Origin of the sequence: Streptomyces sp. NRRL B-3229 (assembly GCF_000719505.1) — a bacterium.
In the GTDB taxonomy this organism is placed as follows: domain Bacteria; phylum Actinomycetota; class Actinomycetes; order Streptomycetales; family Streptomycetaceae; genus Streptomyces; species Streptomyces griseorubiginosus.
This window is the reverse complement of the sequence record NZ_JOGP01000007.1, coordinates 323,556-341,961: the sequence shown is the minus strand read 5'-3', so window position 1 is coordinate 341,961 and position 18,406 is coordinate 323,556. Positions and strand designations below refer to the sequence as shown.

At 69.4% G+C, this 18,406-nt stretch carries 16 protein-coding genes and 1 riboswitch; of the genes, 11 read left to right on the top strand and 5 right to left on the bottom strand.

What is annotated here, in order from left to right:
* Positions 1–88: 88 nt before the first annotated feature.
* Positions 89–244, top strand: a riboswitch (SAM riboswitch).
* 17 nt (positions 245–261) lie between these two features.
* From thrC to IF54_RS0113400, 7 genes are all read left to right on the top strand, one after another.
* Positions 262–1,542, top strand: a complete 1,281-nt coding sequence (thrC, locus tag IF54_RS0113430; protein WP_030317972.1) for a threonine synthase — start codon at positions 262–264, stop codon at positions 1,540–1,542.
* The gene (locus IF54_RS0113425) at positions 1,539–1,814 is read left to right on the top strand and encodes a MoaD/ThiS family protein (RefSeq protein ID WP_020122860.1); all 276 of its coding nucleotides are present in this window, start codon (positions 1,539–1,541) and stop codon (positions 1,812–1,814) included. The genes thrC and IF54_RS0113425 overlap by 4 nt, the downstream gene beginning before the upstream one ends.
* A gap of 467 nt (positions 1,815–2,281) precedes the next feature.
* Positions 2,282–2,488, top strand: a complete 207-nt coding sequence (locus IF54_RS0113420) for a cold-shock protein (RefSeq protein WP_007382895.1) — start codon at positions 2,282–2,284, stop codon at positions 2,486–2,488.
* Positions 2,489–2,848: 360 nt separating this feature from the next.
* Positions 2,849–4,471, top strand: coding sequence for a chaperonin GroEL (gene groL / locus IF54_RS0113415; RefSeq protein ID WP_020140084.1), 1,623 nt, complete (start codon positions 2,849–2,851; stop codon positions 4,469–4,471).
* A gap of 314 nt (positions 4,472–4,785) precedes the next feature.
* Positions 4,786–5,916 (top strand): NADH:flavin oxidoreductase, encoded by a 1,131-nt coding sequence (locus IF54_RS0113410; protein ID WP_030317968.1) that lies wholly within the window; start codon positions 4,786–4,788, stop codon positions 5,914–5,916.
* A gap of 152 nt (positions 5,917–6,068) precedes the next feature.
* Positions 6,069–6,932 carry a metallophosphoesterase family protein gene (locus IF54_RS0113405; protein WP_030317961.1) on the top strand — a complete coding sequence of 288 codons (864 nt, stop codon included), beginning with the start codon at positions 6,069–6,071 and terminating at the stop codon, positions 6,930–6,932.
* A gap of 76 nt (positions 6,933–7,008) precedes the next feature.
* Positions 7,009–8,535: a carboxylesterase/lipase family protein gene (locus IF54_RS0113400; protein WP_030317959.1), complete on the top strand. Its 1,527-nt coding sequence runs from the start codon at positions 7,009–7,011 to the stop codon at positions 8,533–8,535.
* A gap of 215 nt (positions 8,536–8,750) precedes the next feature.
* On the opposite strand, the gene IF54_RS0113395 is transcribed toward IF54_RS0113400, so the two are convergent.
* On the bottom strand, positions 8,751–9,320 hold the full coding sequence (locus IF54_RS0113395) for a hypothetical protein (RefSeq protein WP_030317957.1): 570 nt from the start codon (positions 9,318–9,320) through the stop codon (positions 8,751–8,753).
* A 78-nt stretch (positions 9,321–9,398) separates the two neighbouring features.
* Between IF54_RS0113395 and IF54_RS0113390 the strand changes: the two genes are divergently transcribed.
* On the top strand, positions 9,399–10,040 hold the full coding sequence (locus IF54_RS0113390; protein ID WP_030317955.1) for a class I SAM-dependent methyltransferase: 642 nt from the start codon (positions 9,399–9,401) through the stop codon (positions 10,038–10,040).
* 7 nt (positions 10,041–10,047) lie between these two features.
* Here IF54_RS0113390 and IF54_RS0113385 read toward each other — a convergent pair whose 3' ends face one another.
* A complete protein-coding gene (locus tag IF54_RS0113385; RefSeq protein WP_234438977.1) occupies positions 10,048–10,266 on the bottom strand; it encodes a hypothetical protein in 219 nt (72 codons plus the stop codon).
* A 145-nt stretch (positions 10,267–10,411) separates the two neighbouring features.
* On the opposite strand from IF54_RS0113385, the gene IF54_RS0113380 reads away from it, so the two are divergent.
* Positions 10,412–11,050 carry a dihydrofolate reductase family protein gene (locus IF54_RS0113380; protein WP_030317951.1) on the top strand — a complete coding sequence of 213 codons (639 nt, stop codon included), beginning with the start codon at positions 10,412–10,414 and terminating at the stop codon, positions 11,048–11,050.
* Between the two features lies 1 nt (position 11,051).
* Here IF54_RS0113380 and murQ read toward each other — a convergent pair whose 3' ends face one another.
* Positions 11,052–11,984 carry an N-acetylmuramic acid 6-phosphate etherase gene (gene murQ, locus IF54_RS0113375; protein WP_030317949.1) on the bottom strand — a complete coding sequence of 311 codons (933 nt, stop codon included), beginning with the start codon at positions 11,982–11,984 and terminating at the stop codon, positions 11,052–11,054.
* 119 nt (positions 11,985–12,103) lie between these two features.
* The gene (locus tag IF54_RS0113370) at positions 12,104–12,991 is read right to left on the bottom strand and encodes a MurR/RpiR family transcriptional regulator (RefSeq protein WP_234438976.1); all 888 of its coding nucleotides are present in this window, start codon (positions 12,989–12,991) and stop codon (positions 12,104–12,106) included.
* 55 nt (positions 12,992–13,046) lie between these two features.
* Here IF54_RS0113370 and IF54_RS0113365 point away from each other — a divergent pair, with 55 nt between their 5' ends.
* Together IF54_RS0113365 and IF54_RS41095 are read left to right on the top strand one after the other, a co-directional pair.
* Positions 13,047–13,430 (top strand): hypothetical protein, encoded by a 384-nt coding sequence (locus tag IF54_RS0113365; protein WP_030317945.1) that lies wholly within the window; start codon positions 13,047–13,049, stop codon positions 13,428–13,430.
* Positions 13,427–13,708, top strand: coding sequence for a DUF4031 domain-containing protein (locus tag IF54_RS41095; protein WP_078851958.1), 282 nt, complete (start codon positions 13,427–13,429; stop codon positions 13,706–13,708). The genes IF54_RS0113365 and IF54_RS41095 overlap by 4 nt, the downstream gene beginning before the upstream one ends.
* Here IF54_RS41095 and IF54_RS39585 read toward each other — a convergent pair.
* The gene (locus tag IF54_RS39585; RefSeq protein WP_037819918.1) at positions 13,623–18,395 is read right to left on the bottom strand and encodes a caspase family protein; all 4,773 of its coding nucleotides are present in this window, start codon (positions 18,393–18,395) and stop codon (positions 13,623–13,625) included. The genes IF54_RS41095 and IF54_RS39585 overlap by 86 nt on opposite strands.
* Positions 18,396–18,406: the final 11 nt, after the last annotated feature.

Genomic DNA, 18,406 nt, shown 5'->3' with positions numbered 1-18,406 from the left:
CTCAACTGTCCTGGTTGTCGGTTACAGTCTTGAACAACGCGGGTGACCATCGCATGTCCTGGATCGCCCGCCGACCACAACTTCATACCGCTCATCCAGAGGGGCAGAGGGATACGGCCCGATGAAGCCCCGGCAACCCTCCAGTCGGTTCTCGTAGATCACCGTTGATCATTTCGCGAGGCTCCCGGCTAGGGAAGGTGCCAAATCCGTCTCACGGCGAAACGCGTCGTGAGGAAGATGAGGAGAAAGGGCCTCGCCTCCATGGCTGCGCAGACTGTTGCAAGCACCACGAACTCCGTCGACCTGGGTCCCGCCGCGGCACTGAGCTGCCGCGAGTGCGGTCACCGCGTGCCGCTCGGCCCGGTCTTCGCCTGCGAGGAGTGTTTCGGCCCGCTCGAGATCGCGTACGACTACTCGGCCTACGAAACCGAGGAGCTCCGCAAGCGGATCGAGGCGGGACCCGCGAACATCTGGCGTTACGCCCCGCTGCTGCCCGTCCCCGCGGACGTGGCGGACAAGCCCAACATCAACCCCGGCTGGACCCCCCTCGTGAAGGCCGACAACCTCGCCCGCGAGCTCGGGGTCACCGGCGGCCTGTACATCAAGGACGACTCCGGCAACCCGACGCACTCCTTCAAGGACCGCGTCGTCGCGCAGGCCCTGGAGGCGGCGCGCGCGTTCGGCTTCACCACTCTCTCCTGCTCCTCGACCGGCAACCTCGCCGGTGCGGTCGGTGCCGCCGCCGCCCGGGCCGGCTTCCGCTCGTGCGTGTTCATCCCGCACGACCTGGAGCAGGGCAAGGTCGTCATGGCCGCGATCTACGGCGGCGAGCTCGTCGGCATCGAGGGCAACTACGACGACGTGAACCGCTTCTGCTCCGAGCTGATCGGCGACCCGGCCGGCGAGGGCTGGGGCTTCGTGAACGTCAACCTGCGGCCGTACTACGCCGAGGGCTCCAAGACGCTGGCGTACGAGATCTGCGAGCAGCTCGGCTGGAAGCTCCCCGACCAGCTGGTCGTGCCGATCGCGTCCGGCTCCCAGCTCACGAAGATCGACAAGGGACTCCAGGAGCTGATCAAGCTCGGGCTCGTCGAGGACAAGCCGTACAAGATCTTCGGTGCGCAGGCGGAGGGGTGCAGCCCGGTCTCCGTCGCGTACAAGGCGGGGCACGACGTCGTACGGCCGCAGAAGCCGAACACCATCGCCAAGTCCCTCGCCATCGGGAACCCGGCGGACGGGCCGTACGTGCTGGACATCGCCCGTCGTACGGGGGGTGCCGTGGAGGACGTGAACGACGAGCAGGTCGTGGACGCGATCAAGCTGCTGGCGCGGACCGAGGGCATCTTCGCGGAGACCGCGGGTGGCGTGACCGTGGGTGTGGCCCGCAAGCTGATCGAGAACGGTGTCCTCGACCCGGCGAAGACCACGGTGGTGCTGAACACCGGCGACGGTCTCAAGACCCTGGACGCGGTGGCCGGTACCGGACTCACCGCCACGATTCGTCCGAACCTCGACTCTTTCCGAGAGGCTGGCCTCGCATGAGCGTCAACGTCCGCATCCCCACCATCCTGCGCACCTACACCGGCGGCCAGGCCGAGGTGCAGGCCGAGGGCGGGACCCTCGCCGAGGTCATCGCGGATCTGGAGAAGAACCACACCGGTATCGCCGCGCGCGTTCTCGACGACCAGGGCAAGCTGCGCCGGTTCGTCAATGTGTACGTGAATGACGACGACGTGCGGTTCGAGCAGGGGCTGGAGACGGCGACGCCCGACGGGGCGGGAGTCTCGATCATCCCGGCGGTCGCCGGCGGGTGAGCGTGACCCCGATCGCGACCGTGACCGTATGACTGGTCATTACCTTCGGTAACAGTAATTACCGAGTGTTCAACTGATTGCCCCCTCCGTGAGAGAAGCGGAGGGGGCAATTCTCTATGGTTGAGCGCGGTACAGTTGGGGAACCAGGGTCTTTCTCCTTGCCGTACGCATATGAGTTCTCGCTCCACATGCGATGAGAAGTAGCCAAAGTGTGTGCACTTTATGCGGCTTATGCGCCCTTTATGGGGCCCGACTTGCCCCGAATTCGGGCGAATTCTCACTACATTCCGGACCCCTTCCGTCCAGAATTCTCGTCCGATTGACCTGTTGCAGACGGCAGTTGGACAGATACATTCAGCCGCGGTCGACGCGTTCCGGCGCACGCCCCCAACCATGTGGGGGGTGAGGTCTGACCCGGATCCGCGAAGTGCGGATCCGTGCAAGGGCCAGTAATAGGGGAGTTAGGCATGGCTCAGGGCACCGTCAAGTGGTTCAACGCGGAGAAGGGGTACGGCTTCATCGCGGTCGACGGTGGTGCGGATGTATTCGTCCACTACAGCGCGATCCAGATGGACGGTTACCGCACCCTTGAAGAGGGCCAGCGGGTCGAGTTCGAGATCTCGCAGGGTCAGAAGGGGCCGCAGGCGGACATGGTCCGTCTCGCGACTGGCTGAAGCACGCGCCGGGTAACAACAGCGTCGTTCTTCTTTTCTTGAACGAAGGGCTCGTACCCCATGGGGAGTCATGGGTACGGGCCCTTCGTCATGCCTCGTCACGAGTCCCGGCATGTCCCCGTCACGCGCCCGCAACCCCGTCCCGGACCCTGCCCGATCCACGAGAGGCGCTTGCACTCGACCATGCCGAGTGCTAATCATTGGCGTTAGCACTCTGAAGGTGAGAGTGACAACGAAGGACCGGGTCGGTGAGGCCCGCAGGCCGGGTGGGGAAGGAACCCACGAGGTGTGCGAGCCGTCCGTCGCGGGCGCGGGCGCGGTCCGAAGGAATCACCCCCAGTCCTGGAGGGACCACTTCACATGGCCAAGATCATCGCGTTCGACGAGGAGGCGCGGCGCGGCCTCGAGCGCGGCATGAACCAGCTCGCGGACGCCGTCAAGGTGACGCTCGGCCCCAAGGGCCGCAACGTCGTCCTCGAGAAGAAGTGGGGCGCCCCCACGATCACCAACGATGGTGTCTCCATCGCCAAGGAGATCGAGCTCGAGGACCCGTACGAGAAGATCGGCGCCGAGCTGGTCAAGGAAGTCGCCAAGAAGACGGACGACGTCGCCGGTGACGGTACGACCACCGCGACCGTGCTCGCCCAGGCCCTGGTCAAGGAGGGCCTGCGCAACGTAGCCGCCGGCGCCAACCCCATGGCCCTCAAGCGCGGTATCGAGAAGGCCGTCGAGGCCGTCTCCGCCGCTCTCCTCGAGCAGGCCAAGGACGTCGAGACCAAGGAGCAGATCGCTTCCACGGCCTCCATCTCCGCCGCCGACACCCAGATCGGCGAGCTCATCGCCGAGGCCATGGACAAGGTCGGCAAGGAAGGCGTCATCACCGTCGAGGAGTCCCAGACCTTCGGTCTGGAGCTGGAGCTCACCGAGGGTATGCGCTTCGACAAGGGCTACATCTCGGCGTACTTCGCCACCGACATGGAGCGCATGGAGGCGTCGCTCGACGACCCCTACATCCTCATCGCCAACTCCAAGATCGGCTCCGTCAAGGACCTGCTCCCGCTCCTGGAGAAGGTCATGCAGTCGGGCAAGCCGCTGCTGATCATCGCCGAGGACGTCGAGGGCGAGGCCCTGTCGACCCTGGTCGTCAACAAGATCCGCGGCACCTTCAAGTCCGTCGCCGTCAAGGCCCCGGGCTTCGGTGACCGCCGCAAGGCCATGCTCGGCGACATCGCCATCCTCACGGGCGGCGAGGTCATCTCCGAGGAGGTCGGCCTCAAGCTGGAGAACGCGACCCTGGACCTCCTGGGCCGCGCCCGCAAGGTCGTCATCACCAAGGACGAGACCACCATCGTCGACGGTGCCGGTTCCTCGGACCAGGTCAACGGCCGTGTGAACCAGATCCGCGCCGAGATCGAGAACAGCGACTCGGACTACGACCGCGAGAAGCTCCAGGAGCGCCTGGCCAAGCTCGCCGGTGGCGTCGCCGTCATCAAGGCCGGTGCCGCGACCGAGGTCGAGCTCAAGGAGCGCAAGCACCGCATCGAGGACGCCGTTCGCAACGCGAAGGCGGCCGTCGAGGAGGGCATTGTCGCCGGTGGTGGCGTGGCCCTGCTCCAGGCCTCCCAGGTCTTCGAGAAGCTGGAGCTCGAGGGTGACGAGGCGACCGGCGCCAACGCCGTGAAGCTCGCCCTGGAGGCCCCGCTCAAGCAGATCGCCGTCAACGGTGGTCTCGAGGGTGGCGTCGTCGTCGAGAAGGTCCGCAACCTCACCGTCGGCCACGGCCTGAACGCCGCGACCGGTGAGTACGTCGACATGATCGCCGAGGGCATCATCGACCCGGCGAAGGTGACCCGCTCTGCCCTGCAGAACGCCGCCTCCATCGCCGCGCTGTTCCTCACCACCGAGGCCGTCATCGCCGACAAGCCGGAGAAGGCCGCCGCGCCCGCCGGTGGCGGCATGCCGGGCGGTGACATGGACTTCTGATCACCCCCGGGCCGCGAGGCCTGACGGTTGATCAACGGTCTTGCCGGGGGCGGCACTTCCTGGGAACAGGGGGTGGCCGCCCCCGGTCTTTTCTTGCGCTATAGTTGATCACGAGCCGCCCGACGTGAACTCCCGTCGGTCGACTACGCGTTGGTGGTCCAAGGAAAGACGCCCCGCTTCCTGCGGGGAAATGCAGGTGCAAGGCCTGCCCGGCGCTCCATGTGAAGCCCGTCCCACGTCGTGGGGCGGGCTTCTGTCGTGCAGGGCGCCTTGGTAGCGTATATGTACATGCACATACCAAGGAGTATCGCCTCGTGACCGCCTCCCCCGCCTCGTCCACCTCCCGCGCCGCCGAGATCCTCGCCCGCCCGGTCCACATCAACGGTCTGACCGTCCCGAACCGCATCGCCATGGCGCCCATGACCCGCATGTTCTCCCCGGGCGGCATCCCCGGCGAGGACGTGGCGTCGTACTACTCACGCCGCGCCGCCGCCGGAGTCGGTCTCATCGTCACCGAGGGCACCTACGTCGGCCACGAGTCGGCCGGGAACAGCGACCGCGTCCCGCGGTTCCACGGTGAGGAGCAGCTGGCCGGCTGGGCGAAGGTCGCCGAGCAGGTGCACGCGGCCGGCGGCACCATCGTCCCGCAGCTGTGGCACATCGGCATGGTGCGTGAGCAGGGCCAGGCGCCCTACGCCGACGCCCCCGCGGTCGGTCCCTCCGGTCTGCGCATCGGCGCCGACGAGCCCACCGGCAAGGCCATGACCCAGCTCGACCTGGACGACGTCATCGGCGCGTTCGCCCAGGCCGCGGCCGCCGCCGAGCGCATCGGCTTCGACGGTGTGGAGCTGCACGGCGCCCACGGCTACCTCCTCGACCAGTTCCTGTGGGCGGGCACCAACCGGCGCGGCGACTCCTACGGCGGTGACCCGGTCGCCCGTACGAAGTTCGCGGCGGAGATCGTGGCGGCCGTACGGGAGACGGTGTCGCCGGAGTTCCCGATCATCTTCCGGTACTCGCAGTGGAAGCAGGAGGCGTACCAGGCGCGGCTCGCTCAGACGCCGGAGGAACTGGAGGCGATCCTCACGCCGCTGGCCTCCGCGGGGGTGGACGCCTTCCACGCCTCCACCCGCCGCTACTGGCTGCCGGAGTTCGACGGATCCGACCTCAACCTGGCCGGCTGGACGAAGAAGCTGACTGGAAAGACGACGATCACGGTCGGGTCGGTCGGGCTCGACGGCGACTTCATCCGTGGGTTCGTGGGGGAGGGGTCGCCGGTCAAGGGGATCGACGACCTCCTCGATGCGCTGGAGCGCGAGGAGTACGACATGGTGGCCGTGGGGCGTGCGCTGCTTCAGGACCCGGAGTGGGCGGCGAAGGTGCTGGCCGGTCGGTTCGACGAGCTTCAGCCGTATGACGCGGTGGCGCTGAAGTCGCTGAGCTGACGGTTCGGTTCGTCTCTGCGGGTCGGTGGGGGCTGCCGTTCCTGGGGGCTGCGCCCCCAGCCCCCGTCGGCCCGAAGGGCCTCGTCCTCAAACGACCATGTGGCGACCGGCGCACTGACGCGGGACCGGAACTCCCGCTAGCGTCAAGGGACATGCGGATCCTTCAGCTCTCGGACACCCATGTGGAGCGCACCGACGCTCCGAACAGGAACGGCGTCAACGCCACCGAATCCCTGCGGCTGATGCTCGCCGAGCTGTGGCACCTGCGGGACGTCGACGCGGTCGTCGTGACCGGGGACATCGCCGACCAGGGGGACGTGGAGGCGTACACGGCGGTGCGGGAGCTGGTCGGGGAGTTCGCCCGGCTCCGGAACGCCCCCGTCTTCTACACCACCGGCAACCACGACGAGCGCGAGGCCTTCGGCAAGGTGCTGGGCAGCGGGCATGCCGAGCCCGAGTGCGTGCTGGAGACCGACGCGGCGGAACGGGCCGCGGTGAGCACGGTCGGCGGTCACCGGTTCGTCACCCTCGACTCGCTGGTGCCGGGAAAGGTGTACGGCCGGATCAGCCCCGCTCAACTGAACTGGCTGCGGCAGGTGTTGAGCACCCCGGCCGAGCACGGCACGGTCCTCGCGTTCCACCACCCGCCCATCAGCCTCGGCCTGTCCGTCACCCAGCAGGTCTTCGGGCTGCTCGATCCCGGGGAGCTGGCGGCGGCGATCCGGGGCAGTGACGTACGGGTGGTCCTCACCGGGCACTACCACCTCCAGCTCTTCGGGATGCTGGAGTCCGTGCCCGTATGGGTGACGCCGGGGGTGGTCAACCGGATCGACCTGACGACGCCGTACGGCACCGAGCGCGCGGTACGCGGCGCCTCCGCCTCGCTGGTGGAGCTGGGCGGGCCGGCGAGCCCGATGTTCCACACCTTCCACGCGCGGGACCCGCGGGCGCACGAGACGGTGTACCAGCTGGACGAGGAGCGCACCCGGGCGGTGGTGGCGGAGCACGGACCCTGACCGACTCGGTTGACTCAGGCAAGGAGTGTCGGCTGGAGTGGTCAGGACCAGCCCTCCGGCCCCGGGGAGTTCGACGATGACGTCAGCTGCGGATCTCGACGTGCGCACCACCGCCGGTGCGGTGTGCGGACGGGAGGAGGGGGGCCTCGGCGTCTTCCGGGGCATCCCCTTCGCCGAGCCGCCGGTCGGCGAGGCCCGGTTCCAGGCGCCGCGGCCCGCGCGGAGCTGGGAGGGGGTCCGGGAGGCGTACGCGTTCGGGCCGCCGCCCCCGCAGGAGTCCGGGTTCCAGGGCCGGGCGACCGCGGTGGAGCAACCAACGGGCGACGACTGGCTGACGGTCAACGTCTGGACCCCGGCCGCAGATCCGGCCGCCCGGCGTCCGGTCATGGTGTGGATCTACGGCGGTGCCTACAAACTGGGTCACGCGGGCAGCCCCGGCTACGACGCCCAGCATCTGGCGCGCGCCGGTGACGTGGTCGTCGTGACCCTCAACTACCGCGTCGGCATCGAGGGGTTCGCCCTGCTGGAGGGCGCTCCCGCGAACCGGGGGCTGCTGGATCAGGTCGCGGCGCTGGAGTGGGTGCGGGACAACATCACGGCGTTCGGCGGGGATCCGGAGCAGGTCACGGTGTTCGGGGAGTCGGCGGGCGCGGGATCGGTGGCGTCCCTGCTGGCGATGCCGAGCGCGCGGGGGCTGTTCCGGCGGGCGGTCGCGCAGAGCATGCCCGTGACGTACTTCTCCGCCGAGCTGGCCCGGGACATCGCGGTGGAGTTCGGCAAGGAGGCGGGACTCGCTGCCACGGCCGACGCGCTGGCCGCCGTGGACCCGCGTGAACTCCCGTCGGTGGGCGAGCGGTTGAGCCTGCGGATGAGTGAGTACGACGACCGGTGGGGACGGGTCGCGCACACCGCCACTCCCTTCTCTCCCGTCGTCGACGGCGAGGTGCTGCCGTGCACGCCCTGGGAGGCGCTGGCGGCGGGCGCGGGGCGGGAGGTGGAGCTGCTCGTCGGGCACAACCGGGACGAGTACCGGCTCTTCCTGGCCCTGGCCGACCGGCTCGGCAAGGCCACCGAGGAGCAGGCGGCCGCGGCACTGCGGACGTTCGCGGCGGGTCCGGACGGGGAGCGCGCCTACCGCGCGGCCTTCCCGGACGCGACACCGGCCGGACTCCACGAACGCGTCCAGACGGACTGGCTGTTCAGCGTGCCGTCCCAGCGGCTCGCGGAGGCGCAGGTGGTGGGTGGCGGCCGGGCCCACCTCTATGAACTGACCTGGCCCGCACCGGTGTTCGGCGGTGCGCTGGGCGCGTGCCACGGGCTGGACATCCCGCTGCTGTTCGGCACGTACGAGGCCGACCTCGGCGCTCTGATCTTCATGGGGGCCGGGGTGCCGCCCGAGGCGAAGGCACTGACCGCCCGCTTCCAGTCGGCGTGGACGGCGTTCGCGCGGACCGGTGACCCGGGCTGGCCGGCGTACGAGGTGGCGAGCGGCCGGCTGACGCAGATCCTGGACGTGGAGCCGGAGGTGCGGCCGTACCCGGAGGAGGTGACGCGGCGGCTGTGGGAGGCGTACGACATCCGGGCGCTGCCGCTGCTGAAGTAGCGGGGCCAGCGGGCCAGCGGGCCAGCGGGGCTAGCCGGGTCGAGCGGGGCCAGCGGGCTAGCCGGGTCAGCGGGGCTAGCCGGGTCGAGCGGGGCCAGCGGGTCAGCGGGGCTAGCCGGGTCGAGCGGGTCGGCCGGTCGGGCGGGTCGGCCGGTCGGGCGGGTCGGCCGGTCGGGCGGGTCGGCCGGTCGGGCGGGTCTGCCGGGTCGGCCGGGTCAGAGATTGCCTAGGGGCTCGATGTCCACCTTCACCGGGGTGCCCCACACGCGCAGCACCTCGTAGTCCGTGAACTCGTGGACGAGCCGGTAGGCCATCGCCGGGCGCGGGCCGCGGCGCTGGGCGTTGAGGTAGAGCTCGGCCTCGTGCCGGTCCCGCCTCGGCGTGCCGCACAGCTGCCACTCCTGGCCGGTCCACAGCTCCGGCAGCCAGCGCTGCTGGGGCTGGGGGCGGTCCTCCCGCACTCCGTACCGGGAGGGGGTGGGGCCGGCGGTCCTCGGGCGGGCGCCGGGCCCGTTGATCTCGGCACGGCGGGCCGCACGGCGGCGGGTCTCGCACAGCAGGCACAGGTCGGGGGCGTTCTCGTCGACCGGGCCGTTCGGGTGCTCGGCGCAGCGGGTGGTGGGGGCGGCGGCGCTGACGCTGTCCTCCAGCAGGTCCAGGGCCCGCTTCAGGTCGGCCTTCATCTCGTGCAGCTTGGCGTCCGGGGTGTCGCCGGTGAGTGCGTCGCCGTGCTCGCCGAGAAGGCGCAGGGCACGGCCCAGGGCGGTGAGCTGGGCGTGGTTCATACCCCCAGGGTAGGCACCGGGACGGCTGCCTGGAGGGCGCGGGCCTTGTAGGAACGCGGGCCCTGCTGGAATGAGCCCATGCGTGTCCTGGACGCCCTCGCCCGCCTGAACGCCGCCTATCCCTGGTCGCACAACGCCCACTACCACGCGTGGATCATGCGCCGACTGCCCCCGCGCTTCGACCGTGCCCTCGACGTCGGCTGCGGCGCCGGGGATCTCGTGCGGCTGCTCGCCACCCGTGCGGCACAGGTGCACGGCATCGACAGCGACAGCCGGATCATCGGGGCGGCGAGGGAGTCCACCGCGGCGGACCTTCCCGTCACCTACGCCGTCGCGGACGGAGGGTCGTACGACCGGGGCGGCCCCTACGACGTCATCACCTGCGTCGCCGTGCTCCACCACCTGCCCCTGGCCGGGACGCTCAGTCACTTCCGGCGGCACCTCGCGCCCGGAGGGACCCTGGTGGTGGTCGGGTGCGCACGGGAGGACACCTGGGTGCAGCACCTGCTCGGACTCGTCTCGGTCCTGCTCAACCCGCTGTTCGGATGGGCCAGGAACCGGGGCCGCAGGGCCGCCGCGCCTCCCCTCGCGATGACCGCCCCGACCCGGCAGCCGGGCGTGCCGTACACCGAGCTGGTCCGGGAGGTCCGCCGCCTCCTGCCCGGCGCTCGCCTCAGGCGCCGGTTGTTCTGGCGCTACACCCTGGTCTGGCGGGCGTGAGGAGAGGTCACCGGGCCCTGGACCTGACGTGGGCGATCACCGAGAGCAGTACGGCGAGCAGGACCGTGTCCTCGGCCAGGCTCCCCAGTGCGCCGGTGATGGAGTGACCGAAGGCGAGGGCGGTCGCGGAGTGGGCGAGTGCGATGGCGAAGAGCGCGAGGGCGAGACGTGGGCTCGCGATCCACGGCCTCCTCCGGCCCGAACCCGCTCTCATCTGCGCTTTCACCCTCTTCCTTGTCTCGCTGCGAGGGAAGCAGTGAACCACGCCGACTCGCCCCGAAAAAAGTGCGGGGCGCTGTCGATTGCGTCAGGGTTCGATCGACGCACTGGTGACAGGCAAGAGGACGGCAGCACCTCGAGAGGCGGCGATCATGCCCAAGGTTCGCGTACACAACGTCACGGTCTCCCTGGACGGCTTCATGGCCGGCCCGAACCAGCGGCTGGACGCCCCCTTCGGGGACGGTGTCGGATGGGGGGACGAGCTGCACGGCTGGTTCGTCGGGGCCATGGAGGATCTCGCCGCCGGAAAGGGCGGCACCGACGTCGAGTACTTCGCGCGCGGGGACCGGAACATCGGGGCCACGATCATGGGGCGGAACATGTTCGGGCCGCAGCGCGGGGCCTGGGAGGACGAGTCCTGGCAGGGCTGGTGGGGGGACAACCCGCCGTACCACCACGACGTCTTCGTGCACACCCACCACCCGCGTCCGACCCTGGAGATGGCCGGCGGGACCACCTTCCACTTCACCGACGAGTCGCCGGAGAAGGTTCTCGGGCGCGCCTTCGAGGCCGCGGACGGCAGGGACGTCCGCATCGGCGGCGGCGCGGCGACCATCCGGCAGTATCTGAGCGCCGGGCTGATCGACGAACTCCACCTGGCCGTCGCCCCGATGCTCATCGGGCGCGGGGAGCGGCTGCTCGACAACCTGGGTGCCGGGATCGACGGCTACCGGGTGTCCGAGCTGGTCGGCTCGTCGACGGTCACCCACGCCGTGCTGGTGCGGCGGTGAGTCAGAGGGCCGCCGCCAGCGCCGCCCGCAGATGGCCCCCCGACTCCTCCAGCAGCCGGGCCGCCGTGGGGCCGTCGACGTCGGCCAGGATCGTCAGGATCGCGTTCTTGACCTCGCCGTCCGTGGCGGCCAGCGCCCTCTCGACCTCCTCGTCCCCGGCGCCGGTGGCGAGCGCGACGATCCGGCGCGAGCGGGCGCGCAGCTTGTCGTTGGAGGCGCGGACGTCGACCATCAGGTTCCCGTAGGTCTTGCCGAGCCGGATCATCGTGATCGTCGACAGCATGTTCAGGACCAGCTTCTGCGCGGTGCCGGCCTTCAGCCGGGTCGAACCGGTGAGCAGCTCGGGACCCACGACCACCTCGATGCCGTGGTCGGCGGCCGCCGCGAGCGCGCTGCCCGCGTTGCAGGACAGGCCCACCGTCAAGGCCCCCTGTGCGCGGGCGTGTTCCACCGCGCCCACGGCATAAGGGGTACGACCGGACGCCGACACCCCGACCACCGTGTCCAGGGACGTCACCGCGAGCCGGTCCAGGTCGGCCCGGGCCAGCTCGGCCGAGTCCTCGGCGCCCTCGACGGACGTGACCAGGGCCTGCGGGCCACCGGCGATCAGGCCGACGACTCGCGCCGGGTCCGTGTTGAAGGTCGGCGGGCACTCGGAGGCGTCCAGCACGCCCAGGCGTCCGGCGGTGCCCGCGCCGGCGTAGATCAGCCGGCCGCCCCGGGCCATCCGCTCGGCGATGGCGTCGATGGCCGCGGCGATCTGCGGCAGCTGCCGGGCCACGGCGGCCGGTACGGAGGCGTCCTCGCCGTTCATCAGCCGGGCGATGTCGAGCGTCGGCAACTGGTCGACGTCGGCGAACTCGGGCCGGAACGCCTCGGTGGTCAGCGACTCCAACTGGGCTTGCAGGTCACGGGGGTGGGAGGGGGAGGTCATGAGGTGGGCTCTTTCAGATCTGCGGGACGGTGATCTACCCAGGGGCGCGAGTCTGTACAAATAGGCGGCTCCGCCGCGTGGGCGCGACCAGCCACAACGGACCCGCAGATACTCACGTGCTACCGGCGGTGCCTGTGCGCCAGCGCCTCGTACGACGCGGCCAGCGCCGGCGCCGCCGTCTCGTACGTCCGCTGGGCCACCCCGACGAACAGACAGTCCACCACCAGCAGTTGACTCGTCCGGGACGACATCGCCGCCGGTCGCAGCTCGCTCTCCCGGGCCGTGGACGTGGTCAGCACATGGTCGGCGTACTGCGCCACCGCCCCGCCCGGCCGCCCGGTGATGGCGACGGTCGTCGCCCCGTGCTCGAAGGCGACCCGGAGCGGCTCGATGACGTCCCCGGTCGACCCGGAGTGCGTGATGGCGATCGCGACGTCCCCCGAGCGCAGCTGCACCGCGTTGGTCACCGCGAGGTGCGGATCGCTGTGCGCCTGGGCTATCAGCCCTATCCGCAGCAGCTTCTGCGTGAGGTCCTGGGCGACGAGACCCGAGGCACCCACCCCGTACACGTCGATCCGCCGCGCCGAGGCCGTCGCGGCCACCGCCGCCCCCAGCTGCACGGTGTCGAGCCCCGCCGCCGTGTCCGCGAGGGTCTGCTGCTCGTCGTAGGCGAGCTTGGCGACCACGTCCGCGATCGGGTCGTCCACCGCGATGTCCGTGGTGATCGCGGGCGACCGCCCGGACTGCTGCTGGGCGGCCAGCCCGGCGAGGGCGAGCCGCAGGTCGCGGTAGCCGGGGTAGCCGAGGAGCCGGGCCGTCCGCACGACGGTCGCCTCGCTGGTCCCGGTCCGTTCCGCGAGGCCGGTGACGGTGAGCGCCGCGCAACCCGCTGGGTCGCTCGCCACGGCCTCGGCGACGCGCTGCATGGACCGCGTCATCGACGGACCCAGCGTGCGCACCTTCGCGGCGAGCGCGCTGCCGAAAATTTCCTTCACTTCCTGGGGCACGGGTGAAAGATATTTTCGGCGCCGGGTCGTGGTCAAGAGCGCGCACAATGGACGGATGGAGTCGATCGGTCCACTGGAACAGAGCCTGCACACGGCCCGTGCCCTCGTCCTCGCCGACCTCGCGGTGGGTGACGTCGCCGCGCCGGACGTGGTGTCGATGGTCGAGGACTCCGTCGTGCAGCGGCGCTGGTGGGTGGAGCAGTGGCCCGAGGGGGCGGACTTCGTGGCGGGGCTGGTCGCCCAGGACGTCCAGGACGCGATCCTGGAACGCCACGGCCGCTGGCCCCTGTGCCCGGTCTGCGGCGCGGGCGACCCGCACGCCCTGGAGGTCGAGCCGGAGCTCGGAGCCGACCCGCACTGGGTGTGCCACAAGGCGGGCGTGAAGGTCGCGGCGATCGGCTCGCTGGGTACCGCGACGGGCGGGGCCCCCTCCCCGTGACCGTCTACATCGACCCACCGACCTGGCCGGGGCACGGCCGCATGTGGTCCCACCTCATCAGCGACGTCTCCTTCGACGAACTGCACACTTTCGCCGAGGAGTTGGGCGTCCCCTCCCGGGCCTTCGAACGTGACCACTACGACATCCCGTCGCACCGGTACGCCGACGTGGTCGCGGCCGGTGCGGTGGAGGTCAGCAGCCGGGAAGTGGTGCGGCTGCTGACGGGGGCGGGGTTGCGGCGGCCGAAGAACCGGCGTTCCCGGGAGGGGCGGGACTGAACCAGTCCTCGATCTCGTGGCGTAAACCCATCTGCGTCGCCAGTAGGGCGACTTCTCGCAAGGCGCGGCCAGTGCTCACGGCCACCACAGCGAGGGTGACGAGGGAGACGGTAGGGGCGCCGCCGAGGCTGACGTCGGGCATGAGACTCGGGTGCCGAAGCTCCCGCCTGAGGTGCCGTTCGATGTCGCGTTCCCGCTCCCACTCCGGCGTGCGTGCCATGACCTCGAATCCCATGCTGGTGAGAGAAGCGGCGACCTCCTCCTCGTCCTCCTGGCCGGAGTGCAGCGTGGCGGCGTGCAATTCCGGCGGGGTGATCGGGGCAAACAGGTCTGGGTAAGAGGCAAGACTGACGTTCAAGACGTCCACATCACGATGGGTAAGCCGGGATGCGACGTCGGCGGAGGCCGTGCAGTCGTACCCAAGACGTGTCAGGAGATTTACGGCAGCCTCCATCGACATCTCGGCCCTGCGGGCTGTGGTGGCGACCGTGCTCAGCGAAACAGGGCCGCGCTTATTGAGCCCCGCTCGGACTCGGATGGCCATCTCCTCGCGAGACGGAAGGTCGCGTCCCGATACCTCGTCGGTGGTGTACCCGAGTTGCCGGAGCCGGGCCGCGACATCGGGGACGGGACGGTTCACCCGGCGGGCGGCCGCTACGAGGTAGAAGAACGAAACCTGCTGATCGACCGGGGGCAGCTCCCCCTCGTGACCGAGGAGCGCCCGGTCGTCGTCGCTCAGCTCGGGAAGGGACACCGTGTCCGCAGGGAGGGCGAAGCCGAGTTCTGCGAGGAGCTCCGCGATGTGCCGCAACGGCCAGCCCGTCTGCTGTGCTACCGAGGCGAGTTGGGAAAGGGAGAGGCGCTGCGCCGCTTCAGGGGACGGGGGTACCGAATGCGCTCGCCAGAGGCTGGCGACGATATCCCGTTCATCGTCCGTCCAGTCGTCCCAGATCGGGTACTCCGTCGGCACATCAAACCCCAGTTCGGCCAAGCGCCGGGCAGCTTGAGGCGTGGGGTACGAAGCCTGGGACGCGCTGAGACACACCTGGGCTGCCGAGAGACGTGCGCCGGGCGTCAGCCAGCCGGACAAGTCGCCGAGCGGGCGCAACAGGAGGAGATCCTCCCGCCGGGCGCTGGCACAGCCCTGCAATGGCTCGGCGTGATAGCCCAGGCAGGTCAGCCGCTCGGCGACCTCAGTCGGCGTCCTGCCGGACCGCTCACTTAGGGTGAACAGATCGGCGGTGGCAAGAGGCGTGCGAGGGTCCCGCCAGGGAAACAGCATCGAGAAGCTGACACAGCCGGTCTCTACCAGGCCCCGTGACGGAACGAGCCAGTAGCGTTCAGTGGACTCTGGTCCCCGCAACCACTCCTCAAGCGCCTGGTCCCAGCGTTCGATGCCGAATTCGTGCGCGCGGAGCAGGACCAGGTCTGACGGCCGGGCGCACAAAGCGTCCGAAGGCTCCGTATCCGACAGGGAGACGGGCTCGCCGAGTCCAGCGCGGTAGAGGGTGCGCAGTCGCCAGCGCAGCACTGGCGTCGGCATGTTGTAGAGGAACCAGGCGTGCCGACCCTGGTCGAGTTCCGCGTACCGTCCTGTCACCAGCGGAAGCAGATTTGCGTCAGGGGGGAAGAACCCGACCTGGCTGAACGGCAGCTTCACGTTCTCCAGCTGCCACGGCAGATCCGCGCGTTCGGCTTGCGCGGCCACGCAGTCGGCGAACGAGACGGAGTAGAGACCGGCCTCGGCCAGCCATTCCCCGTGGGGCAGGGGCAGTTCCGGGTCGGTGAGCCCACGGGCCGCGTCGGCCATACGAGCCGCTACGTGTTCTGCGTCGAACGAGAGGATCGAAGTCCGGTCGACGGACAGCTCCGGGGCCTGCTCACCAGAGAGATTGATCACGGTGCCGAAGGGCGTCTCCAGGTCGAGGTTGTCGTTGTCCACCTCTGCGAAGAGGCCATCCGCCAGGATCACCCCGTCGTGTTCCACCCACCACAAATCCGGATCTCCAGATCTCAGGGCGACGGCATTGTCACCTGTCAGACCGGAACCCATGGAGTTCAACTTCAGCTCCAGGGCCGTATGCGAGAGCTCCCCCGGTGCCCAATCCTGCCGTCGCGAGCCATGGACAGCCGTGGTGCGATACGGCGCCACCCACAGCACCCGCTGCAAGGCCTCCACGCAGGAAACGGCCGTCCCGCGGCGAGCGAGCAGGAGCCGCACCGATGTCCCCGCGTCGTCCTCGTCACCATCGCCGAGATCCTCGACCCGGAACAGGTTGCCAGGTCCCGCGATCGTCACTTGGAGCAGGCGCCCAGGCCGTCCGTCACGTCCGGTGCGACAGGTCCGTACGACGATCTCGTCCGCCAGCATGAAGTAGCTCAGTACGCCGATGCCGAATCGCGAGTTGGGATGCAGAGTCGGCTTCGGGTCCGGCAACTCGGCCCAAGCCGCCTGGTCCTCTATGTATTCAGGTAGATCGACGAAGCGTGCGCCACCTTGGGAGAAGACGCCCGTCAGTTCGGTCAACCCCATCCCGATGCCGTTGTCCCGGCACTCCAGGTACGGCCGGCCGTCGGAACCGACTCCCTGGACGAACTCGATGCGACCCTCCCAGGGGCCAACCGGTCGACCAGTGCGCTTGAGGAACTGAGTACGGCAGTCGCGGTATCGGACCGCGTCCAAAGCGTTCTGGTAGAGCTCTCTTACCGCCAATTCCTTTTCGCCGTAGAGCTGTTCGCCCATCAATAGCTCCTGGACGCGATCCTCGGCCAATTGGAAGCGGATGCCGTCGGAAAGCAGGTCGGGAGCGTTCCCGGTGAGGCGTGCCAAGCTGCCGTCGGCGTAGGGCGGCAGGGTGGCGAGCGACAGCAGAGCCGGTTCGCCACCGCGGTTGATGTCCCGCAGCAGTTCGTCGACACGTCCGGCGTGTTCCCGCAGGGCGATCTGTACCGCCGGGTGGGTGCACACGGCATTGAGGGAACGGCCCATGCCGGAGACACGCCAGTCGGAGGCGCGGATGGTGTGCAGAAGTTCGCCGAGGTCAACGCTGTCGTGGATCCCGACGTGCTCGACCACGATCTCGGGCAGGTCGACCGGGTCCACGGCCATGGCGTACGCCGCCTTGATCAGGGCCGAGACCAAGGGCATGCGCACCTCGTGCTCGTCCCCGGTGCTGGCGGCGATGATGTCGTCGTCCTCGCCAGGCCCGTCCGTCCGGGGCGCGGGATCGGTGAGGCGCCGTGTCGAGAACGGCGCCGTACGGTGCTCTTTGAGCAGCCGTATCAGCCGGTTCGCGGAGAGCGCGTCCGCCACCCAGGCGGGCTGGTCGGGACCGGTCATTGCGTCCCCGAGGAGGGCCTTCAGAGATTCGGCTGCGTACAGCTCCGGCTGCTGGATGAGCCATCGGTGGAACAGCCACCATCGGATGCGTTCGACGGATTCGGCCGCGGTCTTCTCGTGTTGCAGGGTGAGCAGTCTCCGCTTGAGCCGGGGAAATCGCTGGGCGAACTTGTGGAAGCGAGCGTGCTCGGGTGCCGCGGTAGCCCCCGCGTCCGTCAGCAGACTCCTGCGCTGGCTGATTTCCTGAGCCCAGAACGTCTGCTCCACGAGCGGCAGTAGTAGGGCCAGGGCTGCCTCGGTCTGCGACAGGAACTCGTCGGGGCCCAGGCGGCCGACGAGGAAACCCAGTCTGTCGTGCGTGCGCCCGGCCAGTTGGGTGTCGTACCAGGGATCGTTGTCGAGGTTCCGGGTCGCGTCCTCATACACAGACGCCAGGCGGCCCGCGAGGACGACGCAGCTCTGCTGGAGCAGCTGTCGGGCATGGCCCTCCGGGGTGCGATGCCAGACCTGGTGCTTTTCGATCGAGCGGATCCAGGGGTGTGTGTCTGCGGGTCGGTCAGGACCGGGGAGCAGGGGAAAGTCGATCGCGCCCGGTGCGGTGTCGGTACGGACCGTGATCTGCTGGGCCGGCCCGACCTTGCCGTAGGCGCGGTGCAGGGCGGTGATCCGGTCCTGCACCCGCGCGGAGAACTCCTGCAACCGCAGCGTGTGCGGATCAGCGGCGACCGTATCCGCGACGGCACGGGAGAAGAGGCTGAACGACTCTCCGGGCTGGATCCCGATGTCCGGTCCCGGCAGGATCACGTCGTCTGGGCGGACGAAGCGTGCCAGCTGTGGCGCGGTGCAGGCGTACACATATGCGACCTTGCGCCGCAACGTGTCGGCGATCTTGCGCTGAGACCAGCGGCGAAGGCCGGGCGGCGCCATGGTGTCCAGATCGATGCCCTCGCGGCAGGCGTCGATGAGAAAGACGACGTGCGCCGCGCCAGAGTCCTCGATCTCCCGTTCCCATCCGATCTCGATGCAGGCGTCGACGAGCGCCTCCCCATCGAGGGAAGCGTCCTCGGGGATCAGGTAGTCCTTCCCCTTGAAGTGCTGACCGTGCCCACTGAGCAGGATGAGCAGCGTGTCGCCCCGGCCCGCTTCGCGCAGGAATGCGCGAATGCGGCTGTTGACCGTGTTCGGGGTGATACCGCGTCGGCTTTCGACGATGTCAGTCGTGTGAAAACCGCGTGCAGCCAGGGCGTCGCGCATCCGCTGTAGGTCGTCGAGGACGAACGGCAGGTTCTGGATCCGTGGGTCGTCGTATTCGCTCGCACCGATGAGAAGCGCCTTGTGTAGAGGCATGAGCGCTGCCG